General features: G+C 71.3%; 21 protein-coding genes. 2 read left to right on the plus strand and 19 right to left on the minus strand.

Going from position 1 to position 26,115, the window contains the following annotated elements; translation table 11 throughout:
* Nucleotides 1–24: 24 nt before the first annotated feature.
* Entirely contained in the window at nt 25–519 is a 495-nt protein-coding gene (locus IF88_RS0104055; RefSeq protein ID WP_030707315.1) for a hypothetical protein, read from the plus strand.
* On the opposite strand, the gene IF88_RS0104060 is transcribed toward IF88_RS0104055, so the two are convergent.
* The 5 genes from IF88_RS0104060 to IF88_RS0104080 all read right to left on the minus strand — a co-directional run bounded on the left by IF88_RS0104060 (nt 516) and on the right by IF88_RS0104080 (nt 5,317).
* Nucleotides 516–2,108: a Na+/H+ antiporter gene (locus IF88_RS0104060; protein ID WP_030707317.1), complete on the minus strand. Its 1,593-nt coding sequence runs from the start codon at nt 2,106–2,108 to the stop codon at nt 516–518. The genes IF88_RS0104055 and IF88_RS0104060 overlap by 4 nt on opposite strands.
* Before the next feature lie 191 nt (nt 2,109–2,299).
* The gene (locus IF88_RS0104065; protein ID WP_051836451.1) at nt 2,300–2,722 is read right to left on the minus strand and encodes a GNAT family N-acetyltransferase; all 423 of its coding nucleotides are present in this window, start codon (nt 2,720–2,722) and stop codon (nt 2,300–2,302) included.
* 44 nt (nt 2,723–2,766) lie between these two features.
* Nucleotides 2,767–3,708: an RluA family pseudouridine synthase gene (locus IF88_RS0104070; RefSeq protein ID WP_030707321.1), complete on the minus strand. Its 942-nt coding sequence runs from the start codon at nt 3,706–3,708 to the stop codon at nt 2,767–2,769.
* Between the two features lie 41 nt (nt 3,709–3,749).
* A complete protein-coding gene (lspA, locus tag IF88_RS0104075; protein ID WP_030707323.1) occupies nt 3,750–4,310 on the minus strand; it encodes a signal peptidase II in 561 nt (186 codons plus the stop codon).
* A 122-nt stretch (nt 4,311–4,432) separates the two neighbouring features.
* Entirely contained in the window at nt 4,433–5,317 is an 885-nt protein-coding gene (locus tag IF88_RS0104080; RefSeq protein ID WP_030707325.1) for a TraR/DksA family transcriptional regulator, read from the minus strand.
* A 616-nt stretch (nt 5,318–5,933) separates the two neighbouring features.
* Between IF88_RS0104080 and ileS the strand changes: the two genes are divergently transcribed.
* Complete coding sequence (gene ileS, locus IF88_RS0104085) at nt 5,934–9,080, plus strand: isoleucine--tRNA ligase (RefSeq protein WP_030707327.1); 3,147 nt, start codon at nt 5,934–5,936, stop codon at nt 9,078–9,080.
* 304 nt (nt 9,081–9,384) lie between these two features.
* Here the strand turns inward: ileS and IF88_RS0104090 are convergent, their stop codons facing one another.
* From IF88_RS0104090 to IF88_RS0104155, 14 genes are all read right to left on the minus strand, one after another.
* Nucleotides 9,385–10,596, minus strand: coding sequence for a DivIVA domain-containing protein (locus IF88_RS0104090; RefSeq protein WP_030707329.1), 1,212 nt, complete (start codon nt 10,594–10,596; stop codon nt 9,385–9,387).
* A gap of 82 nt (nt 10,597–10,678) precedes the next feature.
* The gene (locus tag IF88_RS0104095; protein WP_030707331.1) at nt 10,679–10,975 is read right to left on the minus strand and encodes a YggT family protein; all 297 of its coding nucleotides are present in this window, start codon (nt 10,973–10,975) and stop codon (nt 10,679–10,681) included.
* Nucleotides 10,976–11,035: 60 nt separating this feature from the next.
* Nucleotides 11,036–11,653 (minus strand): cell division protein SepF, encoded by a 618-nt coding sequence (locus IF88_RS0104100; protein ID WP_030707332.1) that lies wholly within the window; start codon nt 11,651–11,653, stop codon nt 11,036–11,038.
* A 149-nt stretch (nt 11,654–11,802) separates the two neighbouring features.
* Nucleotides 11,803–12,522, minus strand: coding sequence for a YggS family pyridoxal phosphate-dependent enzyme (locus IF88_RS0104105; protein WP_030707334.1), 720 nt, complete (start codon nt 12,520–12,522; stop codon nt 11,803–11,805).
* Nucleotides 12,509–13,297, minus strand: coding sequence for a peptidoglycan editing factor PgeF (pgeF, locus tag IF88_RS0104110; protein ID WP_420710903.1), 789 nt, complete (start codon nt 13,295–13,297; stop codon nt 12,509–12,511). The genes IF88_RS0104105 and pgeF overlap by 14 nt, the downstream gene beginning before the upstream one ends.
* Nucleotides 13,294–14,499, minus strand: coding sequence for a cell division protein FtsZ (ftsZ, locus tag IF88_RS0104115; protein WP_030707337.1), 1,206 nt, complete (start codon nt 14,497–14,499; stop codon nt 13,294–13,296). Before ftsZ ends, pgeF begins: the two co-directional genes overlap by 4 nt.
* Before the next feature lie 279 nt (nt 14,500–14,778).
* The gene (locus IF88_RS0104120) at nt 14,779–15,633 is read right to left on the minus strand and encodes an FtsQ-type POTRA domain-containing protein (RefSeq protein WP_078892705.1); all 855 of its coding nucleotides are present in this window, start codon (nt 15,631–15,633) and stop codon (nt 14,779–14,781) included.
* Between the two features lie 29 nt (nt 15,634–15,662).
* Nucleotides 15,663–16,757, minus strand: a complete 1,095-nt coding sequence (murG, locus tag IF88_RS0104125) for an undecaprenyldiphospho-muramoylpentapeptide beta-N-acetylglucosaminyltransferase (RefSeq protein WP_030707339.1) — start codon at nt 16,755–16,757, stop codon at nt 15,663–15,665.
* Between the two features lie 6 nt (nt 16,758–16,763).
* On the minus strand, nt 16,764–18,125 hold the full coding sequence (gene ftsW / locus IF88_RS0104130) for a putative lipid II flippase FtsW (protein WP_030707340.1): 1,362 nt from the start codon (nt 18,123–18,125) through the stop codon (nt 16,764–16,766).
* 70 nt (nt 18,126–18,195) lie between these two features.
* Entirely contained in the window at nt 18,196–19,635 is a 1,440-nt protein-coding gene (gene murD, locus IF88_RS0104135; RefSeq protein ID WP_051836424.1) for a UDP-N-acetylmuramoyl-L-alanine--D-glutamate ligase, read from the minus strand.
* On the minus strand, nt 19,617–20,687 hold the full coding sequence (gene mraY / locus IF88_RS0104140; protein WP_030707344.1) for a phospho-N-acetylmuramoyl-pentapeptide-transferase: 1,071 nt from the start codon (nt 20,685–20,687) through the stop codon (nt 19,617–19,619). The genes murD and mraY overlap by 19 nt, the downstream gene beginning before the upstream one ends.
* Nucleotides 20,684–22,114, minus strand: coding sequence for a UDP-N-acetylmuramoyl-tripeptide--D-alanyl-D-alanine ligase (locus tag IF88_RS0104145; RefSeq protein ID WP_030707346.1), 1,431 nt, complete (start codon nt 22,112–22,114; stop codon nt 20,684–20,686). The genes mraY and IF88_RS0104145 overlap by 4 nt, the downstream gene beginning before the upstream one ends.
* Nucleotides 22,111–23,832 carry a UDP-N-acetylmuramoyl-L-alanyl-D-glutamate--2,6-diaminopimelate ligase gene (locus IF88_RS0104150; RefSeq protein ID WP_030707348.1) on the minus strand — a complete coding sequence of 574 codons (1,722 nt, stop codon included), beginning with the start codon at nt 23,830–23,832 and terminating at the stop codon, nt 22,111–22,113. Before IF88_RS0104150 ends, IF88_RS0104145 begins: the two co-directional genes overlap by 4 nt.
* A 44-nt stretch (nt 23,833–23,876) precedes the next feature.
* Nucleotides 23,877–25,886, minus strand: a complete 2,010-nt coding sequence (locus IF88_RS0104155; protein ID WP_107050463.1) for a peptidoglycan D,D-transpeptidase FtsI family protein — start codon at nt 25,884–25,886, stop codon at nt 23,877–23,879.
* Nucleotides 25,887–26,115: the final 229 nt, after the last annotated feature.

A 26,115-nucleotide genomic window follows, 5' to 3' on the forward strand; every position in this document is an offset into this window, starting at 1 on the left:
TCTAATAATCGGAGGGGAGGACGCATGGGCGTCTACAACGTGCACGAACGCATGCTGGGGGCCGAGCAGAGCGAGGTCGGCGCGCTCATCGACACGCTGTCCAGCGGGGAGGGCGACCGGCTGTGGCCCGGCCGCCTGTGGGAGGAGATGGAGCTCGACCGCCCCCTGGGCGTCGGGGCGGCGGGCGGACACGGACCGGTGCGCTACACCGTGGCCGCGTACGTGCCGGGGACCTGGGTCCGCTTCGACTTCACCGGGCCCCGCGGGTTCCACGGCTTCCACGAGTTCACCGCGCTGGCCGTCGACGCGGAGCGGACCGTGCTGCGGCACACCATCGCGATGTCCGTCAGCGGCCTCTCCCGCATCACCTGGCCGCTCGCCTTCCGGCCGCTGCACGACGCCTTCCTGGAGGACAGCCTCGACCGCGCCGAACTGGCCTGCACCGGCACCATCGCCCGCCCGGCCCGCTGGTCCCCGTACGTCCGCTTCCTCCGCACCCTGGAACGGGTCGTGGCCTAGGGAGCGCGCAGGCTCCGTACGTCGAGGTGCCGCAGCACCCGGTCGACGACCTCCGGGTCGGAGCCGGGTTCGCTGCGGGCGGCCAGCACCTCGTGGCGGGCGGCCGACATCATCTCCCGCTGGATCCGCTGGATGTCGTGGAGCCGCTGCACCCGCTTCGCGTACGCCTCGCGCCGTTCCTCGTCCACCATGTCCGGGCTGATCCTGGCCCCCACGTCGTACGCGCGCCGGGTCAGCTGCTCGACCAGGTCCTCCGGCAGCTCCTCGGCCTCGTCGATCTCCTTCAGCCGCCGCTTGGCGGCCCTCGCGGCGCGGATCGCCAGCTGCCGCTCGGCGTCCCGCCGCACGTCCGTGTCGGCCTCCACACCCAGCCGCCGCACCAGCCAGGGCAGCGTCAGCCCCTGGCACACCAAGGTCGCCATGATCACCGCGAACGCGATGAAGATGATCTCGTCACGCGCCGGGAAGGGCTCGCCCGCGTCCGTCTTCAGCGGGATGGCCAGGGCCAGGGCCACCGATGCCACCCCGCGCATCCCGGCCCACCACATCACCACGCTCTCCCGCCAGCTCAACGGGATCTCCTCGTCGTAGTCGCGCAGCTGGTGCAGCTTCTTCGCGAGCCAGCCGGCCGGCAGCAGCCACACCAGCCGTACGCCGACCACCACCGCGACCACGACCGCCGCCCATCCGACCATCTGCCACTCGCGGTCCTGCGCCGTCCCGAAGACGTTGTGCAGCTCCAGCCCGATCAGCCCGAAGGCCACCCCGGTGACCAGCGTGTCCACGACCTCCCAGAAGGTGTGCCCGGCGAGGCGCCCCAGCACGTCGTCGGCGTCGGACGCGTACTCGGCGAGGAACAGGGCCGTCGTCAGCACGGCCAGCACCCCCGATCCCTGGAGCTCCTCCGCGACCACGTACGACACGAAGGGCACCAGCAGCGTCAGTCCGATCTGGAGGGTGGCGTCGTCGAGCCGGCCCATCAGCCGGTGGGTGATCCAGCCGAGGGCCAGGCCGACGACCACCGCCACGACCGCGGACAGCACGAACTCCCCCAGCGCGTCGGGCCAGGAGAAGCTGCCGCTGACGGCCGCGGCGATCGCCACGTGGTAGAGCACGATCGCCGTCACGTCGTTGAAGAGCCCCTCGCCCTCCAGGATCGACACCATGCGGCGGGGCAGCCCGAGCGATCCGGCGACGGCGGTGGCGGCGACGGGGTCGGGCGGGGCCACGAGCGCTCCGAGCGCGACGGCGGCGGCGAGCGGCAGCGCGGGCACCACGGTGTACGCGACGGCGGCGACGGCGGCGGTCGTGACGAACACCAGGGCCACGGCCAGCAGGAGGATGGGCCGCACGTTGGCGGCGAACTGCCGCCACGAGGTCCGCTGCACGGAGGCGTACAGCAGCGGCGGCAGCACCAGCGGCAGGATGAAATCGGGCGGGACGTCGACCTCCGGCACGGCCGGCACCAGCGCGAGGACCACCCCGCCGAGGGTCATGAGGACGGGCGCGGGCAGTCCCAGCCGGTCCCCGAGCGGCACCATGACCACGGCGCCGAGCAGCAGCACGAAGAGCAGAGCAAGCTGATCCACTCCCCCACCCTGCCAGTCCGCTGCGCTTGGCCCGGGCGGTGACTGCGGCGACCCCGCGTGTCGCCCCCGCGAGGCGCCGCCCCGCACCCCCACGGCGCTCCGCGCCCGCGCCTCAAACGCCGGCGGGGCTGAAAAGCCAGGGCGGCGTCTGAGGCGCGGGGGGGCAGGGCCTCCGCAACGGCGCCGCAGGGCTACGGTAAGGGGCGCCGCATCGCGCGGTGGGGGATGCCCGCGTCCTGGAACTCCGGCCCGTAGGCCACGTACCCGAGGCGCTCGTAGAAGCCCAGCGCATGCGTCTGCGCGCCGAGGTCGACGGCCGTCAGCCCGAGCCGGGACGCCTCGGCCTCGATCGCCCGGACCAGGGCCACGCCCACGCCCAGCCCGCGCGCGACCTTGCGTACGGCCAGCCGGCCCAGCGAGCCGACCGCCGGGTCGCCGGTCTTGGCCCGCCCGGCGGCGCCGTGGAGCAGCCGGCCGGTGCCCAGCGGCTCCCCGTCCGCCCCGACGGCCAGTACGTGCACCGCGCCCGCGTCGTACGCGTCGTACTCGATCGACTCCGGCACGGACTGCTCGACCACGAACACCTCGGTCCGCACGGCGAAGCACGCCGCCATGTCGGCCTCGGAGTCCGCGACCCGCACCTCGAAGCCGACGGCGGTCACTCGCTCTCCGCCCGGATCACGTCCAGGGCGTGCTGCAGGTCGGCCGGGTAGCCGCTCTCGAACTCCACCCACCGGCCGTCGGACGGGTGCTCGAAGCCGAGCCGCACCGCGTGCAGCCACTGCCGGGCCAGGCCCAGCCGCTTCGCGACCGTCGGGTCCGCGCCGTACGTCAGGTCGCCGACACAGGGGTGCCGGTGCGCGGACATGTGCACGCGGATCTGGTGCGTACGGCCGGTCTCCAGCTTGATGTCGAGCAGCGAGGCGGCGCGGAAGGCCTCGATCAGGTCGTAGTGGGTGACGGAGGGCTTGCCCTCCTGGATCACGGCCCACTTGTAGTCCGCGCTGGGGTGGCGGCCGATCGGCGCGTCGATCGTGCCGCTCATCGGGTCCGGGTGCCCCTGCACCAGCGCGTGGTAGCGCTTGTCCACGACCCGCTCGCGGAACTGGTTCTTCAGCGAGGTGTACGCGCGCTCCGACTTCGCGACGGCCATCAGGCCGGACGTGCCGACGTCGAGGCGGTGCACGATGCCCTGGCGCTCGGAGGCGCCGGAGGTGGAGATGCGGTAGCCGGCCGCGGCGAGGCCGCCGATGACGGTGGTGCCGGTCCAGCCGGGGCTCGGGTGGGCGGCGACGCCCACCGGCTTCATGATGACCACGATGTCGTCGTCGTCGTGGACGATCTCCATGCCGGGGACCGGCTCGGAGACGACCTCGACCGCGCGCGGCGGCTCGGGCATCTCGACTTCGAGCCAGGCGCCACCGTGCACACGCTCGGACTTCCCGACGACACTGCCGTCGACCGACACCTTCCCCGCGGCCGCGAGATCGGCCGCCTTCGTCCGGGAGAAACCGAACATACGGGCGATGGCGGCGTCCACGCGCTCGCCTTCGAGGCCATCGGGAACGGGCAGGGTGCGGATCTCGGGAATCGTACTCACCCGTCGAGTATGCAGGACTCGACGGCGCACCCGTCCCGCGATCAGTCCTTGTGGACGGTGCCGTCCGGGTCCAGGCCCTTGAAGGACAGCAGGACGATCAGGATGCCGCCGCACACGATCGCCGAGTCGGCGAGGTTGAAGACCGCGAAATGGGCCGGCGCGATGAAGTCGACGACCGCGCCCCGGAACACCCCCGGCGAACGGAAGATCCGGTCGGTCAGATTGCCCAGCGCACCGCCCAGCAGCAGGCCCAGCGCGATCGCCCACGGCAGGCTGTAGAGCTTGCGCGCGAGCCGCACGATCACCACGATCACGGAGGCCGCGATGCAGGTGAAGATGATGGTGAACGCCTCGCCGAAGCCGAAGGCGGCGCCCGGGTTGCGGACCGCCTCGAACTTCAGCAGGTCACCGATGATCTCGATCGGCGGCTGGTGCTCCAGCTTCGCCACGACCAGCATTTTGGTGCCGAGGTCCAGCAGGTAGGCGAGCACCGCCACGACGAGCAGCGCCGCGATCCGCCGGCGCCCCTTGGGCACGGCGGACTCCGGCTGGGCGTCGTCCCCGACCTCCGGCGTACCGATGATGCGCTCCGCCTCTGCCACGTGAGTCCCTCGAACTAGCTCGAACCAGGCTCCTCCTGGACCCTGACGAGACACGAGGGTACGTCAGGGCCCCCGCGCACCGCCTGCCCCACCTCCACCTGATTCCGGGCCCGGGCCGCCGCCTAGTGCCGCCGCTCCTGCTTCTGCTTGCAGTCCACGCACAGGGTGGCCCGTGGGAAGGCCTGCATCCTGGCCTTGCCGATGGGCTGCCCGCAGTTCTCGCAGAGCCCGTACGTGCCCGCCGCCAGCCGTTCCAGGGCCCGCTCGGTCTGCTCCAGCATCGAGGTGGCGTTCGCCGCGAGGGCCAGCTCGGACTCCCGGGTGATGTTCTTGGTGCCGGTGTCGGCCTGGTCATCGCCCGCGCCGTCGCCCGAGTCCCGCATCAGGCCGCTGATCGCCACTTCCGAGGCGTCGAGCTCGGCGCGCAGCCGCAGCACCTCGCTCGTCAGCTCGCTGCGGGCCTCGTCGACCTCCGTTTGGGTCCAGGGGTCCTCGCCGGGCCGTACGGCGAGCTCGCCGGGGGTGAGGGCCGCCGTGGCCCGCACCTTGGGCAGCCCGCTGGTGGCGGCCGCAGCCGTCTTCCTCGCCGTGCCGGTGCTCTTCTTGGCAACCACTTTCCGGACTCCCGTCTTCTTCGCGGCATGCGCCGCCCCCTCGGTCGCGTCCTGCTTGGCCGCTACCGTCCGCTTGTCGACGGCGGTCGTCTTCGTGACGGTGGTCGCCTTGTCGGCCGGCGCCTTCCTGGCCGGAACCTTCTTCACCGCAGTCGACTTCACCGCAGTCGTCTTCACCGCAGTCGTCTTCACCGGCGCCTTCTTCACCGCAGTCGTCTTCGGCGGAGCCTTCTTGGCCGCGGCCTTCTTCGCCGGAGCCTTCGTGGCAGCGGCGGCCTTCCCGGCAGCGGTCGCCTTCCTGGCGGGAGCCGTGTCCTCGGAGGCCTCCGCCTTCCCTGCGGCCTTCCCGACAGCCTTCTTGGCAGTACTCCCGGCGGTCTTCTTCGCCACCATGGCCGCGGCCCCTTCACATACTGTGATCATTGCTCGCGAATCATGCCGGAACGATAAATCGACTCCAGCCCCGCGGCAACGGGGCACGCATCCATCGAGGTCAACCTGCATCCGTTGTGCCCATCCGGAGCCCCGGTAATCCGCCACTCCCGCCCCACCCGCGTCCGTACCGGCGCCCTGGGTCCATTCGGGTCACGCACGGCCCGCCCCGCGCTCCCGGCCGCGCTCCGCCCGCGCCCCCGCCACGCCGTGCCGCCGCCCCCCGCACGGGCCCCCGCAAACCGGTCGGCCGCGCGTGCCCCCGGCCCGTACACTGGGCCCAGCGAAAGGCATGGACGGGGACGAGTAGCGCCGTACGCAGCCAGGAGCGACCCGGGGACGGTGAGAGCCCGGGGGCGAGCGCGACGCGAAGGATCACCCCTGAGCCGCCGGAAGAAACCCGCACGGATCCCCGTACGGCGAGTAGAACCGGCTTCGCACCCCAATGAGGGGGCCACCGGATCCGTCCGGCGGCCAAGGAGGGTGGTACCGCGGGAGCAGGCGTCCTGGATCTTCCAGAACGGCTCTCGTCCCTCCGGACGGAAGTGACACCCCGCCGGAGGAAGAGTTCAGCCTCATGACCACACCGCCGCAGTACCGCCCGGTACCCGCCCAGGTCGACCTGCCTGCCCTCGAGCATGCGGTCCTCGACTTCTGGCGCGAGAGCAAGACCTTCGCCAAGACCCTGGAGCAGTCCGAGGGACGCCCCGAGTGGGTCTTCTACGAGGGCCCGCCGACCGCGAACGGCATGCCCGGCGCGCACCACATCGAGGCCCGCGTCTTCAAGGACGTCTTCCCCCGCTTCCGCACCATGCGCGGCTACCACGTGGCCCGCAAGGCCGGCTGGGACTGCCACGGCCTGCCCGTCGAGCTCGCCGTCGAGAAGGAGCTCGGCTTCAACGGCAAGCAGGACATCGAGGCGTACGGCATCGCCGAGTTCAACGCCAAGTGCCGCGAGTCCGTGACCCGCCACACCGACGCGTTCACCGAGCTCACGACCCGGATGGGCTACTGGGTCGACCTGGACGACGCCTACCGGACCATGGACCCCGAGTACGTCGAGTCCGTGTGGTGGTCGCTGAAGGAGATCTTCAACAAGGGTCTGCTCACCCAGGACCACCGCGTCGCCCCCTGGTGCCCGCGCTGCGGCACCGGCCTCTCGGACCACGAGCTGGCCCAGGGCTACGAGACGGTCGTGGACCCCTCGGTCTACGTCCGCTTCCCGCTGACCTCCGGCCCGCTCGCGGGCGAGGCGGCGCTGCTGGTGTGGACGACGACCCCGTGGACCCTGGTGTCCAACACGGCCGTCGCCGCGCACCCCGAGGTCACCTACGTCGTCGCCACCAACGGCGAGGAGAAGCTGGTCGTCGCCCAGCCGCTGCTGGAGAAGTCCCTGGGCGAGGGCTGGGAGGCCACCGGCCAGACCTTCACGGGCAAGGAGATGGAGCGCTGGACGTACGAGCGCCCCTTCGGCCTCGTCGAGTTCCCGGCGCCCGCCCACTACGTCGTGAACGCCGAGTACGTCACGACCGAGGACGGCACCGGTCTGGTCCACCAGTCCCCCGCCTTCGGCGCCGACGACCTCGCGGTCTGCCGCGCGTACGGCCTGCCCGTCGTGAACCCGGTCCGCCCCGACGGCACCTTCGAGGAGGAGGTCCCGCTGGTCGGCGGCATCTTCTTCAAGAAGGCCGACGAGAAGCTGACCGCCGACCTCGACGCGCGCGGCCTGCTCTTCAAGCACATCGCCTACGAGCACAGCTACCCGCACTGCTGGCGCTGTCACACGGCCCTGCTCTACTACGCGCAGCCGTCCTGGTACATCCGCACCACCGCCGTCAAGGACGCGATGCTGCGGGAGAACGAGAAGACGAACTGGTTCCCGGACTCGGTCAAGCAGGGCCGCTTCGGCGACTGGCTGAACAACAACATCGACTGGGCGCTCTCCCGCAACCGCTACTGGGGCACCCCGCTGCCGATCTGGCGCTGTGAGGAGAACCACCTCACCTGCGTCGGCTCCCGCGCCGAGCTGAGCGAGCTCTCCGGCCAGGACCACTCGAACCTGGACCCGCACCGCCCGTACATCGACGACGTAACCTTCCCCTGCACCGCCGAGGGCTGCACCCTCACCTCGGTCCGCGTGCCGGAGGTCATCGACGCCTGGTACGACTCGGGCTCGATGCCGTTCGCGCAGTGGGGCTACCCGTACAAGAACAAGGAGATCTTCGAGAAGCGCTACCCGGCGCAGTTCATCTCGGAGGCCATCGACCAGACCCGCGGCTGGTTCTACACGCTGATGGCGGTCGGCACCCTCGTCTTCGACAAGTCCTCCTACGAGAACGTGGTCTGCCTGGGCCACATCCTCGCCGAGGACGGCCGCAAGATGTCCAAGCACCTGGGCAACATCCTCCAGCCGATCCCGCTCATGGACCAGCACGGCGCGGACGCGGTGCGCTGGTTCATGGCGGCCGGCGGCTCCCCGTGGGCGGCGCGGCGCGTCGGCCACGGCACGATCCAGGAGGTCGTGCGCAAGACGCTCCTCACGTACTGGAACACGGTCGCCTTCCAGGCGCTGTACGCCCGTACGTCGAACTGGGCGCCCTCCGCGGCCGACCCGGCCCCGGCGGACCGCACGGTCCTCGACCGCTGGCTGCTCTCCGAGCTCCACACCCTCGTCGCCGAGGTCACGGACGCGATGGAGGCGTACGACACCCAGCGCGCCGGCAAGCTGCTGTCCGCGTTCGTGGACGACCTGTCGAACTGGTACGTCCGCCGCTCGCGCCGCCGCTTCTGGCAGGGCGACAAGGCTGCCCTGAGCACCCTGCACGAGGTCGTCGAGACGGTCACGCGCCTGATGGCCCCGCTCACCCCCTTCATCACCGAGCGGGTCTGGCAGGACATGATCGTCCCGGTCACCCCGGACGCCCCGGAGTCGGTGCACCTGTCGACGTGGCCGGCCGCCGACACCTCGGCGATCGACCCGACCCTCTCTCAGCAGATGCTGCTGGTCCGCCGCCTGGTGGAGCTGGGCCGGGCCACGCGGGCCGAGTCGGGCGTGAAGACCCGCCAGCCGCTTTCCCGGGCCCTGGTCGGCGCGACGGGCTTCGACGCCCTGTCCCCCGACCTCCAGGCCCAGATCACGGAGGAGCTGAACGTCTCCTCCCTGGCCTCCCTGTCGGAGGTCGGCGGCTCGCTGGTCGACACGACGGCGAAGGCGAACTTCCGGGCGCTGGGCAAGCGCTTCGGCAAGGGCGTCCAGGACGTGGCGAAGGCGGTGGCCGCGGCCGACGCGGCGGCGCTGTCCCTGGCCCTGCGGTCCGGCTCGGCGGTCATCTCGCTGAACGGCGAGGAGATCTCCCTCTCCCCGGAGGAGGTCATCATCACGGAGACCCCGCGCGAGGGCTGGTCGGTGGCGTCCGACTCCGGCGCGACGGTGGCCCTGGACCTGGAGATCACCCCGGAGCTGCGGCTGGCGGGCCTGGCGCGTGACGCGATCCGCCTGATCCAGGAGGCCCGCAAGAACTCGGGGCTGGACGTGGCGGACCGCATCGCCCTGCGGTGGTCCTCCGCGGACCCGGAGGTCGTGACGGCCCTGACGGACCACGCCGGCCTGATCGCGGACGAGGTCCTCGCCACGGACTTCGCCTCCGGCGAGGCCGACGGCGCGTACGGTGACCCGTTCACGGACGAGTCCCTGTCCCTGACGTTCCGCCTCCGCAAGGCGTAACCCTCGGACCGAGCGGCCCGTACCTCCCCCGGCCGGGAGGTACGGGCCGTTTCCCTTTCTTGGGGCTCCGCCGCACCATCCAGCCTCGCCGCACCATCCAGCCCCGCCGGCGTTTGAGGCGCGGGGTTCGGGGCGGAGCCCCGGTCTTTCAGCCCCGCCGGCGTTTGAGGCGCGGGGGCTCGGGGGCAGCGCCCCCGCAACCGCGCCGCACCCGGGTACGCAAACGGGCCGGGCCCGAGGTTCCGTGGAACCTCGGGCCCGGCCCGGAAAGCGCGGCTGCCGACCGCAGAGACGGCGGCGGCGCCTAGTTGTCGTCCTCGTCGATCAGAAAGCCCCGCATCGGCGACGGCGCCTGCATCGGCTGCGGCGCAGCCGGCCGCACCGGAGCCATCGGCTGGGTCATCGCCGGGGACATCTGCTGCTGGCCGCCGTACGACGGGCCCGCGCCCATCGGGGAGGGACCGCCCATGGGCGACGGGCCGCCCATCGAGGGACCACCCATGGAGTGCCCCATCGCGCCGGCCGGAGCCATCGAGGGCGACGGCGACGGCGGCAGTGCGGGACCGGCCGGGTTCCGCGGCGGGGCGAGCGAGTCGTCGGCCTGGGTCTCCAGCTGGCGCAGCTGCGACTCCAGGTAGGACTTCAGACGCGTACGGTACTCACGCTCGAAGCCCCGCAGGTCCTCGACCTTGCGCTCCAGCGTGGCGCGGGCGGACTCCAGGGAGCCCATCGCGACGCGGTGCTTCTCCTGCGCGTCCCGCTCCAGCGCGTCGGCCTTGGCGCGGGCGTCCCGCTCCAGGCCCTCGGCGCGCGACCGGGCCTCGCCGACGATCTTGTTGGCCTCGGAGCGGGCCTCCGCGATCGCCTGGTCGGCGGTCTGCTGCGCCAGGGACAGGACGCGGGCGGCGCTGTCGCCACCGGGGCCCTGCTGCGGGAGCTGCGGCTGCTGCTGCATCTGCTGCATCGGCTGACCCATGGGCTGCATCTGCTGCCCCATCTGCTGCATCTGCTGGCCCATGGGCTGCATCTGCTGGCCGAGCGGGTTCTGACCGCCCATGGACTGCTGCTGGCCCATGCCCTGCTGGCCCATGCCCTGCGGTCCACCCATGGGGTGCTGCTGCATGGGGCCGCCCATGGGGCCGCCCATCTGGCCGGGGCCCTGCTGGCCCTGACCGCCGGGGCCCGGCGGGAGCTGCGGCTGGCCGCCCGGGAGCTGCGGCGGGCCCATCTGCTGCTGCTGCTGCGGCGGGCCGGATATGGCCGCGGGCACGGGGGCGCCGGGGCCGCGCTGGTCCTGGGGTTCCGGCTTGCGCATGCCCTGCTGCTGCTGGTTCTGCGCGGCGGCACGCGTGGCGGCTGCCAGCTTGGCGCGCAGGTCCTCGTTCTCGCGCAGCAGGCGCGTCAGTTCGGACTCGACCTCGTCGAGGAAGGCATCGACCTCGTCCTCGTCATAGCCTTCTCGGAGGCGGACGGTCGTGAACTGCTTGTTCCGCACGTCCTCGGGAGTCAGCGGCATGTCTTCTTCACCTCTACGTAGTCGTCGGCAGTCGGCAAGACCGTATCGGGACTGTCCCCGCGCGCGCGGAGAAGTTCATCGTTCACACGCTTCTCGCAGCGGTGCTCACGAAACTGATGAGGATGTAAACGATGATCATCAGAACGAAGAAGGACAGGTCGAGTGCCACGCCCCCGAGACGCAACGGCGGGATGAGCCGCCGAAGAAGCTTGAGCGGTGGATCGGTGACAGTGTAGGTGGCCTCCAGAACGACCACCATCGCCTTGCCGGGGGCCCATGAACGTGCGAACTGGAACACGTAGTCCATGACCAGTCGGAAGATCAGCACGATGAGGAAGCACATCAGCGCGATGTAGACCACCTGCAGTGCGACGCCCATCCCGCGCTTCCCTCTCCCCGTTTCCCGCTCTGTTCCCGGTCCCGTATCTGACGGATCGGTCTAGCTTTGGTTGAAGAACCCGCCCTCCGCGATGCGAGCCTTGTCCTCCGCCGTGACATCGACGTTAGCAGGCGACAGCAGGAACACCTTCTGTGTCACGCGTTCAATGCTGCCGTGCAGACCGAAGACGAGTCCGGCGGCGAAGTCCACGAGACGCTTCGCGTCCGTGTCGTCCATCTCCGTGAGATTCATGATCACCGGAGTGCCCTCACGGAAGTGTTCCCCGATGGTACGGGCCTCGTTGTAGGTCCGGGGGTGCAGCGTCGTGATGCGGTACGGCTCCCGCTCGGAGACGACCTTGGGCATGATCACGGGGGCGTTCTTCTCCAGGTTCGTGCGATCAGGTGTGATGGATGCCACGGGGGCAATTCGCGCAGGACGTCCGTTTTCCACCGGAATTGGGATGGGCTCCCGCTGCGCCGGAGGCTGTACGGCTCGTACCGGTTCGTCCGAAATGGGCGATTGGTGCACGGGCTGCTGTCGGCGATCCCGCTCCCGAGCCCGTTCCATCTCCGGCTCGGGCTCGAACTCGTCGTCGGGGTCGTACCCCGGGTTGTCGTACCGGTCGTCCTCCACGAGGCCGAGGTAGACCGCCATCTTGCGCATCGCGCCGGCCATTCTCCGAGTCCTCCGCTCTGTGGTGGATCGCCCTGTCGCAGGTGCCGCCGTGTCACGAATGTCACCAACTGCCCGCGATCCACGTGGTCTGCCCGCTCATCGGCGGGAATGACCATATTTTCTGCTGTGGTCCGACTTTCTTCGCGACGTTACCCGAGCCGGGGTCTCGCGCCGAGTACCGCAGTGCCGACGCGTACATGTGTCGCACCGGCCGCAACGGCCTGTTCCAGGTCTGCGCTCATCCCGGCCGACACCATCGTGGCAGCAGGATGGTCCGCGCGCATGCGGGATGACAATTCCATCAACCGCTCGAAGGCGGCCTGTTCGCGTCCCGCGTAGGGGCCGGACAGCGGAGCGACGGTCATCAGTCCGTCGATCCGCAGCCCCGGTGCCCCGGCGACGAGGTCCGCCAACTCCGCGAGCTGCTCCGGCGCCGCGCCGCCGCGGGCCCCGCGCTCCCCCGACTCGGCGTCGAGGGCGATCTGCACGAGGCAGCCGAGTTCCCGGCCGGCGTTCGAGGCGGCGGCCGAGAGGGCGGTCACGAGCCTGGGGCGGTCGACCGACTGCACCACATGCGCGTATCCCGCCACGGAACGGACTTTGTTCGTCTGCAACTGGCCGACGAAGTGCCAGCTGAGCGGCAGATCCGCGCAGGCCGCGGCCTTGGGGGCGGCGTCCTGGTCGCGATTCTCCGCAACATGACGGACGCCCAGGTCCGCCAGCAGTCGTACGTCGCTCGCGGGATAGGTCTTGGTGACCACGATGAGCGTCACCTCGTCCCGCGCCCGGCCGGCCGCCGCGCACGCGGACGCGATGCGTTCCTCGACCCGCGCCAGGTTCTCGGCGAGCACCGACTTACGATCCGTCATTCTGCTTTCCCCCCGGGGGTCCGGGGGGCGTCCCCCGGGAAGACTCCGTCAACCAGACATATCCGGCGAGCCGTCCGGTCACCCGGTCTCGGCGGTACGAGAAGTGGTCCCGCGACTCCAGTGTGCAGACCGGGGAGCGGCGGCTGTTCACCACCCCCGCCTCCGCGAGCTGCGCGTGCACTCCGGCGACCACGTCCACGGCCGGTGTCCCCCAGCTGGTCTCGGCCCGGGCGGCGGGCACCACTTCGGCCACCGCCTCCCGCATCTGCGCGGGCACCTCGTAGCAGTGCCCGCAGACCGCGGGTCCGGTACGGGCGATGATCCGCCCGGGTTCGGCGCCGAGGGAGACCATCGCCTCGACGGCCGCGGGCACCACCCCGGCGACCAGTCCCGGCCGTCCGGCGTGGGCGGCCCCGGCGACCCCGGCGACGGGGTCCGCCAGCAGGACTGGCGTGCAGTCGGCGGTGAGCACCGCGAGGGCGAGCCCCCGACGTGCGGTCACCACCGCGTCCACCGCGGGGATCTGCTCGTCCGGACCCCAGGGCCCGTCCACCACGGCGACGTCGCGGCCGTGCACCTGGTTCATCCAGACCACCCGGTCCGGGGCCAGCCCCAGGGACTCCGCGGCCCGTGCCCGGTTCGCGCGAACGGCGGCCGGGTCGTCTCCGACCGCGCCGCCGAGGTTGAGCTCTTCGTACGGAACGGCGCTCACCCCGCCCCACCTGTCGGTGAAGGCGAAGTGGGCGCCGCCCACGTGGTGCTGCTCCGGTGTCACTTCAAGAAGTCCGGGACGTCCAGTTCCTCGGCCGGGCTGTCCTGGTACGGGCGGGCCGTGGGGACCTGCGGCGCGGGGGCCTGGGTCTCGACCGGGGCCGGCTCGACCGGAGCCGGCGGGTCCTCGCGCGGGGTGACCGTGCCGAGTCCGCCGAAGGCCGGGCGGGCCGGCTCGGCGGCGCGGACCGGAGCCGGGGCCGGCTCCTCGCGCTTGGTGGACGCCGCGCCGACGACGTTGTCCCGGCGGGCCGGGGGCTGTCCGCCGTCGAACCCGGCCGCGATGACGGTGACCCGTACCTCGTCGCCGAGCGCGTCGTCGATCACGGCACCGAAGATGATGTTCGCCTCGGGGTGCGCGGCCTCGCTCACCAGCTGCGCGGCCTCGTTGATCTCGAAGAGACCGAGGTCCGAGCCACCGGAGATGGAGAGCAGCACACCGCGGGCGCCGTCGATGGACGCCTCCAGCAGCGGCGAGGAGATCGCCATCTCGGCCGCGGCCACCGCGCGGTCGTCGCCGCGGGCCGAGCCGATGCCCATCAGGGCCGAGCCGGCCTCGGACATCACGGACTTGACGTCGGCGAAGTCGAGGTTGATCAGACCCGGGGTGGTGATGAGGTCGGTGATGCCCTGGACGCCCGAGAGCAGGACCTGGTCGGCCGACTTGAAGGCGTCGAGCACGCTGACCTGGCGGTCCGAGATGGACAGCAGTCGGTCGTTGGGGATGACGATGAGGGTGTCGACCTCTTCGCGGAGCTCGGCGATGCCGTCCTCCGCCTGGTTCGCGCGGCGCCGGCCCTCGAAGGTGAACGGCCGGGTGACCACACCGATCGTCAGGGCGCCCAGCGAGCGCGCGATGTTGGCCACGACGGGTGCGCCGCCGGTGCCGGTGCCGCCGCCTTCACCGGCGGTGACGAAGACCATGTCGGCCCCCTTGAGGACCTCCTCGATCTCCTCGCGGTGGTCCTCTGCCGCCTTGCGGCCGACGGCCGGGTTGGCGCCGGCGCCGAGGCCGCGGGTGAGTTCACGGCCGACGTCGAGCTTGACGTCGGCGTCGCTCATCAACAGCGCCTGGGCGTCCGTGTTGATGGCGATGAACTCGACGCCCTTGAGACCGACCTCGATCATTCGGTTGATGGCATTGACACCACCGCCGCCGACACCGATGACCTTGATGACTGCGAGGTAGTTCTGCGGTGCTGCCACGTCGAAGGCCTCTCGCCTCGAGTTACGTGTCGCCGCCTCGCGGGCCTGCGTTGCGACGACTGATGCCGAAATAGGGACGGTCCGAACGCGCCGACCCGAACCCTCACCCTGAAGTTTAGGGTTAGGGGTGTGTCTGTTCCTTGGACTCTTCCGAACAGGACACTAAGTCGACAAGTAGCGCGTGTTCAACGAACACGCCGAACCTCCCGTTTTTCTTTTCACCCTATGTGATCACCCGTATCGCTGGCCAACCAGGGTGCGTCGTTGTTCGACCGGGAGTCAACTCCCGGACACCGCAGGGGCGGTGGGGACGCTCACGTCGAAGTGACCGGCCTCGGGCGCGGCTTTCAGCAAAGCGGTCAGCGCACGCCCCTTCGCCTCGCTCTGTTCACCGCTCCCCCACGTCACGGAGCGGCCCCTCGTCAGCTCCAGGACCACGGAATCATAGGAACCCACCTTGACCTGCACGGTTTCCCTGGCGACCGGTTCCGGGAGGGCGCCGGCGACGAGGACGGCCTCGTGCAGCAGCCGTTCCTCGTCGAAGCGACGGGCGCTCGGGGATCGTGCGGCGTTCAATTCGAGGACCGGAACGCCCGCGGGTGCTTTCGGAACCGTGTCGAATCGCACACCCGAAGCGTCCACTTCGACGAAGTTGGCGTCCTTTTTGATGAGCAGGACGGGTTTGCGTTCCGTCACTTTCAGCCCGATTCCATGCGGCCAGGCCCGCACCACGTCGACCGAATCGATGCGGGGCAGCCGGCCGCGGACGCGGCTCTCGATCTCGTCGGTGTCCACGCTCACCAGGGGCGCGCCGACGGGCACGGTCGCGGCCGCCAGGACCTGCTCGGGGGTGAGCACCTCCGTGCCGGTGGCGGTGACCTTCTCGACGCGGAGCCAGGAGGAGCCGTAGAGCGCCCAGGTCCCGCCCGCGACGAGGAACACCGCGGCGGCCAGGGAGGCCAGCACGGGGCCCCGGCGCAGGCGTGCGCCGGGGCCCTGCGAACCGGATCCCTTCGCTGACGTGCCGGACTTGGGGGGCTTGGGTGGTTTGGGAGAGCCGGCGCCCTTGCGGGCGGGCCGGCCGGACCCGCCGGGACCAGGGGCCCCGCGCTGTGCGGTCGTCTCTCCGGCCACTCCTGTGCCTCCTGCGTCTGGGCTCCGCGTCAGCGGTTCCGGTGGGCTGCGATCGCCTCGTACACCATGCCGACCAGCAGTTCGTCGGCGTCGCGCCGGCCGAACTCACCGGCGGCGCGGGACATCTCGTACAGGCGGTGCGGGTCGGACAGCACCGGGAGGACCTGGCTGAGCACCCACTCGGGCGTCAGTTCCGCGTCGTCGACGAGGAGGCCGCCGCCGGCCTTGACCACCGGCTGGGCGTTGAGCCGCTGTTCGCCGTTGCCGATCGGCAGCGGGACGTAGGCGGCGGGGAGCCCGACGGCGGAGAGTTCGGCGACGGTCATCGCCCCCGCGCGGCACAGCATCATGTCGGCGGCGGCGTACGCGAGATCCATCCGGTCCACGTACGGTACCGGTACATACGGCGGCATCCCGGGCATGTTGTCGACACGCGGCAGTTCGTTCTTCGGGCCGACGGCGTGCAGGATCTGGACGCCGGAGCGCTGCAGGGTCGGAGCGGCCTGCTGGATCGTCTCGTTGAGCCGGCGGGCGCCCTGTGAGCCGCCGGAGACCAGCAGCGTCGGCAGGTTGGGGTCCAGGCCGAAGGCGGCGCGCGCCTCCGGGCGGACCGCGGCCCGGTCGAGGGTGGAGATGGTGCGGCGCAGCGGGATGCCCACGTAGCGGGCGCCGCGCAGCTTGCTGTCGGGGGTGGAGACCGCGACGGCGTGCGCGTACCGGGAGCCGATCTTGTTGGCCAGTCCGGGCCGGGCGTTGGCCTCGTGGACGATGATCGGCACCCCGAGCCGCTTGGCCGCGAGATAGCCGGGCAGGGCCACGTAACCGCCGAAACCGACGACGCAGTCGGCCTTGGTGCGGATGAGGATCTCCTCCGCGGCCTTGATGGTGCCGCGCAGCCGTCCGGGGACGGTGATCAGTTCCGGGGTCGGCTTGCGGGGCAGCGGCACGGCGGGGATCAGCCCGAGCTCGTAGCCGCGCTCCGGCACCAGGCGGGTCTCCAGCCCGCGCTCGGTGCCGAGGGCGGTGATGCCCACTGAAGGGTCCTGCCTGCGCAGGGCGTCCGCGAGGGCGAGCGCCGGCTCGATGTGGCCGGCGGTCCCCCCACCGGCGAGTACGACATGCACCGAAATTCACCGCTCTCCGGACGGACGCTTCTTCACGCGCCGTCTCATCGACTTCCATCTCACCCCGGTCCGCCACCAGCCGGTCTTCGGCTGTCGCATCGCGAGGGCCGCGCGCGCCGCCGGCTCCTCACGCGCGAAGGCGATGAGCAGTCCGACCGCGAACATGGTCGGCAGCAGGGCTGACCCCCCGTAGGAGAACAGCGGGAGCGGGACTCCGGCGATCGGCAGCAGGCCGAGCACCGCACCGATGTTGATCACGGCCTGGGCCGTGATCCAGGTGGTCACGCCTCCCGCGGCAAACCGTACGAAGGAGTCCTCCGTGCGTCCGGCCACGCGGATACCCGCATAGCCTAGAGCCGCGAACAGGGCGAGCACCGACAGCGTCCCCGCGAGACCCAGTTCCTCCCCGGTGATGGCGAAGATGAAGTCGGTGTGGGCTTCGGGTAGTTGCCCCCATTTTTCCACACTTGCACCCAGCCCGGAACCGAACCATCCGCCCGAGGCGAGGGCGTAGATCCCGTGCACGGCCTGCCAGCAAAGGTCGTTCTTGCCCGGGTCTGTCGCACCGAGGCACTCCAGCCGGTCCATCCGGTGCGGACTGGTCTTGATGAGCAGGGCGACGATCGCACCCGCGAAGGCCAGCACCCCGACGAACATCCGGGTCGGGGCGCCCGCGAGCCAGAGCAGGCCCAAGAGGATGGCACCGAGGATCATCGCGGTGCCCATGTCCCCGCCCAGCATGATCAGCCCGAGCAGCAGGAAGGCCACCGGGACCAGCGGCACCAGCAGGTGCTTCCACTGGCTGAGCAGCCCCTTGTCGCCCTTGCGCGCCAGGAGGTCGGCGCCCCACAGGATCAGTGCCAGCTTGCCGAACTCACTGGGCTGCAACATGAACGGACCGCCGAGGGAGATCCAATTCTGGTTGCCGTTGATCGAGACCCCTATCCCGGGGATTTGGACCAGGACCATCAGGAAGAGCGTGCCGGCGAGCACCGGATAGGACAGCGCCCGGTGCAGTTTGACCGGCATTCGGGAGGCGACCAGCAGCAGTCCCGTGCCGATGAGGGCCGCGAGGAACTGCTTCTTGAAGAAGTACGCGTCACCGAGGCCGAGCTGGAGGGCCTTGATCATGGAGGCCGAGTACACCATCACCAGGCCGAGCACGGTGATGAGCAGCGAACTGCCGAAAATCAGGTAATAGGCAGTGAGCGGACGGTCCCAGGCCTTGCGCAACTGCCGCTGCGTACGCCGCAGCCCGGCCAGCGGCCCGCGCCCCGCGGGCCGCTTCACCCGCATCACGGGCCGCTTGCGGCCCTGCGCCTTCACGGCGGACGGCCGCCGCCCCGGCAGCATCTGCTTGGCCGGCATCTGTGATCTTCCCCTCCACTCGTACGAGGCGAGCAGCCGGCCGGAGGGAACCCTGTCCCGGAGCCCCGGCCTAGACCGTGTCCGCGGCGCTCTCGGCGGCCAGTTCGCGCACCGCGTCGGCGAATGCGTCCCCACGCTCGTTGTAGTTCGCGAACATGTCCATCGAGGCACAGGCAGGTGCCAGCAGGACCGTGTCGCCGGGCTCGGCGAGCGCGGCCGCCTCCCGGACCGCTGCGAGCATCGCCCCAGTGTCGGTCCGGTCGAGGTCGACGACCGGGACCTCGGGGGCGTGTCGCGCCAGCGCCTCGGCGATCAGCGCCCGGTCGGCGCCGATCAGCACCACGCCGCGCAGCCGCTCCGCCGACTTCTGCACGAGCTCGTCGAAGGTCGCGCCCTTGGCGAGGCCGCCGGCGATCCACACGACCGGCTCGAAGGCGGCCAGCGAGGCCTCGGCCGCGTGCGTGTTGGTGGCCTTGGAGTCGTCGACGTAGGTGACCCCGCCGACCTCGTCCACGTGCGCGACGCGGTGGGCGTCGGGGCGGAAGTCGCGCAGCCCGTCGCGGACCGCGCGCGGCTCCACGCCGAAGGCGCGGGCCAGGGCCGCCGCGGCGAGCGCGTTGGCGATGTTGTGCGGGGCGGGCGGATTGACGTCCTTGACCTCGGCGAGCTCCTGGGCGTTCTTCTGCCGGTTCTCCACGAAGGCGCGGTCGACGAGGATGCCGTCGACGACGCCGAGCATGGAGGGGCCGGGGGCGCCGAGGGTGAAGCCGATCGCCCGGCAGCCCTCTTCGACGTCGGCGTTCTCGACGAGCTTCTCGGTGGCGGGGTCGGCCACGTTGTAGACGCAGGCCACCGTGTTGCCCTCGTAGATCCGGCCCTTGTCGGCGGCGTACGCCTCCATCGAGCCGTGCCAGTCGAGGTGGTCCGGGGCCAGGTTGAGGACGGCGCCGGAGTGGACGCGCAGCGAGGGCGCCCAGTGCAGCTGGTAGCTGGAGAGTTCGACGGCGAGCACGTCGTACGGCTGATCGCCGAGCACCACGTCGATGATGGGGGTGCCGATGTTGCCGACGGCGGCGGTGCGCAGACCGGCGGCCCTCAGGATCGACGCCAGCATCTGGGTGGTGGTGGTCTTGCCGTTCGTACCGGTGACGGCGAGCCAGGGCGCGGCGTTCTCGCCGCGCAGCTGCCAGGCGATCTCGACGTCCCCGACCACGTCCACACCCGCGGCGGCGGCGGCCGCGAACAGCGGGCTGTCGGGCTTCCAGCCGGGCGAGGTGACGACCAGCTCGGTGCCCTCGGGGAGGGTCTCGGCGTCCGCGAGGCGTACGGAGATCCCCAGCTCGCCCAGTTCGGCGGCGCGGGCCCGGTGGCCCTCGCCGTCGCCGCCGTCGACGACGGTCACGACGGCGCCGAGGCCGGCCAGGGCGCGGGCGGCACTGATGCCACTCACGCCGAGACCGGCCACGGTGATGTTCTTGCCCTGCCAGGAGGTCACTTGTCGGCTGCCCATCCCGCGTAGAAGAGACCGAGACCCACGATCACGCACATGCCCTGGATGATCCAGAAGCGGACCACCACAAGGACTTCGGACCACCCCTTGAGTTCGAAGTGGTGCTGCAGCGGAGCCATCCGGAAGACGCGCTTGCCGGTCATCTTGAACGAGCCGACCTGGATGACGACCGACATGGTGATGAGGACGAAGAGGCCGCCGAGCAGGGCGATCAGGAACTCCGTGCGGGAGCAGATCGCGAGACCGGCGAGCGCGCCGCCGAGGGCCAGCGAGCCGGTGTCACCCATGAAGATCTTGGCGGGCGAGGTGTTCCACCACAGGAAGCCGAAGCAGGCGCCCATCAGGGCGGAGGCGACCACCGCGAGGTCCAGCGGGTCGCGCACCTCGAAGCAGGCGTTCGGGCTGGGCAGGGTCTGCGCGTTGACGCAGGACTCCTGGAACTGCCAGACGCCGATGAAGGTGTAGGCGCCGAAGACCATGACGGCGGCGCCGGTGGCCAGACCGTCCAGACCGTCGGTCAGGTTCACGCCGTTGGACATGGCCAGGATCATGAACAGCGCCCAGACGACGAACAGCACCGGGCCGATCGACCAGCCGAAGTCCGTCACGAACGACAGCTTGGTGGAGGCCGGGGTCAGCCCGCGCGAGTCCTTGAACTGCAGCGCGAGCACCGCGAAGGCGATGCCGACGATCAGCTGGCCGGACATCTTGGCCTTGGCCCGCAGACCGAGCGAGCGCCGCTTGACGATCTTGATGTAGTCGTCGAGGTAGCCGACCAGGCCCATGCCCGCCATCAGGAAGAGGACGAGCAGGCCCGAGAAGCTCACCGCCTCACCGGTGATGACCTTCGTCAGGGCGTACGCGACGAGCGTGGCCAGGATGAAGGAGATGCCGCCCATGGTGGGCGTGCCCTTCTTCCCGGCGTGGCCGCGCGGGCCGTCGTCGCGGATGAACTGGCCGTAGCCCTTCCGGGCCAGCAGCTTGATCAGCAGCGGGGTGCCGACAACGGTGAGGAACATGCCGATGACACCGGCGAACAGGATCTGCCTCATCGGCCGGGGACCTCGCCCTCGACAGTGCCCTCGAGCAGGGCCTGGGCCACCCGCTCCAGACCGGCCGACCTGGAAGCCTTCACCAGCACGACGTCACCCGGGCGCAGTTCACTGCGCAACAGGTCGACCGCCGCCTGCGCGTCGGACACGAGCACCGACTCCTCACCCCACGAACCCTCGTTATATGCGCCCAGTTGCAGCCAGGAGGCTTCCCTGCCCCCGACTGCGACGAGCTTGCTCACGTTGAGCCGGACGACAAGTCGCCCGACCGCGTCGTGCTCGGCGAGCGCGTCGTCCCCGAGCTCGGCCATCGGGCCGAGCACCGCCCACGTGCGTCCCCCGTTCGCCCTGCCGGCACCGCCCATCGCGGCGAGCGCGCGCAGTGCGGCCCGCATGGACTCGGGATTCGCGTTGTAGGCGTCGTTGACGATCGTCACACCGTCCGCGCGCTCGGTGACCTCCATCCGCCACCGGGACAGCGTGCCCGCTCCGGAGAGCGCGGTGGCGATCTCCTCGACGGACATGCCCAGTACATGGGCGACGGCGGCCGCGGCGAGCGCGTTCGACACGTGGTGCTCACCGTACAGCCGCAAGGTCACGTCGCTGCACCCGGTCGGTGTTCGCAATGTGAAGGAAGCCTGTCCCCTGTCCGTCATGCGGACTTCGGTGGCCCGGACGTCGGCGTCCTCGGCCTCACCGAACAGCACCGTACGGGCCTTCGTGCGCCCGGCCATGGCGCGGACCAGCAGGTCGTCCGCGTTGAGGACGGCGACACCGCCCTCCGCCTCGGCCGGCAGCGCCTCGACCAGCTCCCCCTTGGCCTGGGCGATCTGCTCCCGGCCGCCGAACTCGCCGATGTGCGCGGTGCCGACGTTGAGGACCAGGCCGATCCGCGGGGGCGTCAGCCCGGTGAGGTAGCGGATGTGGCCGATGCCGCGGGCGCCCATCTCCAGGACCAGGTGCTGCGTCTCCTCGGTGACGCGCAGCGTCGTGATCGGCAGGCCGATCTCGTTGTTCAGGTTCCCGGGGGTCCACACGGTGGGCGCGTGGTGCTGCAGCACCTGCGCGATCAGGTCCTTGGTGGAGGTCTTGCCGGCGGAGCCGGTGAGGGCGACGACGTCCGTGCCCAGGCGGGCGACGACGGTCCGGGCGAGCGCCCCGAGGGCGGCCACCACGTCGGGTACGACGATCGCCGGTACGCCCACGGGCCGGGTCGCGAGGACGCCCACGGCGCCGGCGGCGAGCGCGCGTTCGGCGTAGTCGTGGCCGTCGACCCGCTCGCCGACGAAGGCGGCGAACAGGCTGCCCGGCCGGACCTCCCGGGAGTCGTAGACGACGGGACCGGTGACCTGGACGGACGGATCCGGTATGTCGTGGGGCCGCCCGCCGGTGATGTCGGCGATCTCGGCGAGGGAAAGGGCGATCACTGGTTCACCTCGGCCTGTCGGACCGTAGTCGTTTGATCGGCCGCCTGGTCGAGCACGGCCTGGTGCTCGATCGCGGCGCGGAGCACGGTGCGGTCGTCGAAGGGCCGTACGACACCGGCGGTGTCCTGTCCCTGCTCGTGGCCCTTGCCCGCCACCAGCACGGTGTCGCCGGGCCGGGCGCGCGCGACGGCCGCGGCGATGGCCGCGGCCCGGTCGGCGTCGACCAGGACGGTGCCCCGCTCGGCGGGCGGTACGGACACGGCGCCTTCGAACATCGCGGCGAGGATCGCGAGCGGGTCCTCGGAGCGCGGGTTGTCGGAGGTCAGGACGGCCACGTCGGCGTACCGGGCGGCCGCGGCGCCCATCGGGGCGCGCTTGGTGGTGTCGCGGTCGCCGCCGCAGCCGAGCACGACGTGCAGCTTGCCCTCGGTGACCTCGCGCAGCGCGCGCAGGACCGATTCCACGGCGTCCGTCTTGTGCGCGTAGTCGACGACGGCGAGGTACGGCTGTCCCGCGTCCACCCGCTCCAGCCGGCCGGGCACCCCGGGGACCGCGGCGACGCCGTCGGCGGCGGTCTGCGGGTCGAGGCCGGCGGCGGCGAGGGTGACGATCGCGGCGACGGTGTTGGCCACGTTGAACGGGCCGGGCAGCGGCGCGGCCGCCCGTACGCGCTGTCCCTCGGGGCCCAGCAGGGTCAGGGTGGAGCTCGCCGGCCCGAACACCACGTCCTCGGCGCGCCAGTCGGCGGCCGGGTCGCCGGCGGCGGAGAAGGTGACGACCGGGATCGTCGCCTCCTTGACCAGGCGGCGGCCGTACTCGTCGTCGAAGTTGACCACGCCCAGGCGGGCCCGACGGGCGGTGAAGAGCCCGGCCTTCGCCTGGAAGTAGTCCTCCATGTCGGAGTGGAACTCCATGTGTTCCGGACTCAGGTTGTTGAAGACGGCGACGTCGAAGACGCAGCCGTCGACGCGCCCGAGCACCAGGGCGTGGCTGGAGACCTCCATCGCCACGGCCTCGACGCCGCGTTCGCGCATGACCGCGAAGAGGGCCTGGAGGTCGGTGGCCTCGGGGGTGGTCCGCTCGGACTTGATGCGCTCGTCGCCGATGCGCATCTCGACGGTGCCGACCAGTCCGGTGCTGCGGCCCGCCGCGCGCAGGCCGCCTTCGACGAGGTACGCCGTGGTGGTCTTGCCGGAGGTGCCGGTGATGCCGATCTGGAGCAGGTCCTCGCCGGGGCGTCCGTAGATCGCGGCGGCGAGCTCTCCCATCCGGCCGCGCGGGTCGGCGACCGTGAGGACCGGCAGGCCGGTGGCCGCGGCGCGTTCCGCGCCCGCGGGGTCGGTCAGCACGGCGGCGGCGCCGAGACCGGCGGCCTGGGCGGCGAAGTCGGCGCCGTGCGTCCTGGCTCCGGGCAGGGCCGCGTACAGGTCTCCGGGGCGGACCGCACGGGAGTCGTGCGTGATCCCGGTGATCTGCGCCGCGGCGGGCGCCGGGATGCCCAGCAGGGTGGCCAGCTCGCCCAGAGGGGTCGGGCGGGCGGACGCGGGCCTGGGCGCTCCCGGCGGCGCTGCCGGGGCGTCTTTCTGGGTGGTTCTGGGCTGATCAGCGTGGGGCACGGCGGTGAGCGTACCGGGCGCGGCGGGCCGGTCGCGAAGTGAGGGCCCGGCCTCGGCGTCGGCAACCGGCTGGTTCCCGGGTTTCGGGGTGATCGTTGTCACTGATGGTGCCTCACGCTTTTCTGGCGGGCCGACCGGGCTGTGGGTCACTGACCGGGCTGCGGACTGGGCTGCGGGGCGGGCTGCGGGCCGGGTTCGTAGGTGACCGGCAGTCCGGCGGGGGCGGTTCCGGTGGGGGCGACCTGAAGGGTCTTGAGGGCGAACTCCATGACCTTCTTGTAGATGGGGCCACAGATCTGGCCGCCGAAGTAACTGCCCTTCGTCGGGTTCTGGATGGCGCAGTAGACGGTGATCCGCGGGTTGTCCGCGGGTGCGAAACCGGCGAAGGAGGCGGTGTAGCCCTTGTACCGGCCGGTGGCCGGATCCACCCGGTTGGAGGTGCCGGTCTTGCCGCCGACCCGGTAGCCGGGGATCTTCGCCTTGGTGCCGGTGCCCTCCTGGTCGTCGACGACGGATTCGAGCATCGCGGCGAGGGTCTTGGCGGTCTCCTGGCTGATCACGCGGTGCTGCTCGGGGGCCGGGGCCGGGGTGAGGCGGCCGTCTGGGCCCTTGGTGCCGCGCACCAGGGTCGGCTCGATGCGGACCCCGTCGTTGGCGATGGTCGAGTACACGGAGGCCGCCTGCATGGCGTTGAGGGACAGGCCCTGGCCGAAAGGAATCGTGTACTGCTGCGACGTGGACCAGTCCTCGGGATTGGCGAGGATGCCGCGGGACTCGCCCGGGTAGTCCAGCCCGGTGGGCCGGCCGATGCCGAACTTGCTCAGGTAGGAGTGCAGGACCTTGTTGGACTCGGGCTGGGTGGGCCCGAGCTGGCCGGTGGCCAGGATGGTGCCGATGTTGGATGACTTGGCGAGGACCCCGTTGAGGGTCAGGTACCAGGTCGGGTGGTCGATGTCGTCCTTGAACAGCCTGTCGCCGCGGTGCAGCCGGTTGGGGACCTCGACGCGGGTCTCGGGCGTGGCCTTCTTCTCCTCCAGCACGGCGGCCATCGACATCACCTTGGCGGTGGAGCCGGGCTCGTACACGTCCTGGAGCGCGGCGTTGCCCATGGCGGCGGAGCTGGCCCGGGTCAGGTCGTTGGGGTCGAACCCGGGGGCGTTGGCCATGGCCAGCACCTCGCCGGTGCGGGTGTCCTGGACGATGACGTACCCGCGGTCGGCCTCGGACTTCTGGACCTGCTCGGCGATGGCGCTCTGGGCCGCCCACTGGATGTCGCGGTCGATGGTCAGCACGATGTCCTCGCCGGGGACGGCGGGCTTCTCACTGGAGCCGGCCGTGGGGACCTTGCGGCCGCCGGACTGGGCGTAGGTGATCTCGCCGTCCTTGCCGGACAGCTTCTTGTCGAGGGAGGACTCCAGGCCGCCGCCGCCCTTGCCGTCGGCGTTGACGTAACCCAGTATCCCGGCGGCGAGGTCGCCGTTCGGGTACACGCGCTTGCTGCTGTCCTTCTTGAACACGCCGGCGAGGACGTTGGCGCCGGGGCCGTTGTTCTTCTTGTCGGCCGCCGCCTTGTCCCTGAAGACCCGCTGGAGGTCCTTGATCTGGTTCCAGACCTGCGGGGTCTGGCGCTGGGCGAGGACCACGTACCGGGTGTTCTTGGTGCTCAGCCGGGCGGCGAGCTCCTTGGCGTCCTTGCCGAGGATGGGCGCGAGGAGGGCGGCGGCCTGCGCCGGGGCGTCCGGGGCCTTGCTCTCCTGCGGCGTGAACATCTTCGGGTCGGCGGTGATGTCGTACGCGTCGACGCTGGTGGCGAGGGCCACGCCGCGGCGGTCGGTGATCTCGCCCCGCTCGGCGGCCAGCTTGACGCTGGTGTAGCGGTTCTTGGAGGCCTCGGCGGAGAAGGTCGAGGCGTCGACGGCCTGCACCTGGAGCAGCCGGACGACGAAGGCGAGCATGACGAGGGTCAGGCCGACGCTGACGAGGCGCAGCCGGGGGCGGGGGCTGCCGAGCCGGATGGTGTGGGGCCGCCTGGCCGCCGCCGGCCGCCGGGTCGCCGGGCGCGAGGCCGGGCGGGCCGTCGCCCGCGCCCGGTCACCCGGCCTGGGCGGCCGGGCCGGCCCCGGCACCCGCCGCCGCGGCGGCTCCTGCGGGCTCACGCGACCACCGCCTGCGGCGTGCCGATGGCGCCGCGGCGCCACTGCGCGAGCGCCCTGTGGCTCCGCCCCGGACCCTGCGTCTCGAACTCCCCCGGACTCCGTCCGGGGGTGCCCCCAGGCGGGGCTGAAAGATCCGGGGCTCCGCCCCCGGCCCCGCGCCTCGAACGCCGGCGAGGCCGGATGTGCCCGGCGAGGCTGAATCCTTCAGCCCGTCCGGCGTTTGAGGACC

The organism is Streptomyces sp. NRRL F-2580 (assembly GCF_000720115.1).
GTDB lineage: Bacteria > Actinomycetota > Actinomycetes > Streptomycetales > Streptomycetaceae > Streptomyces.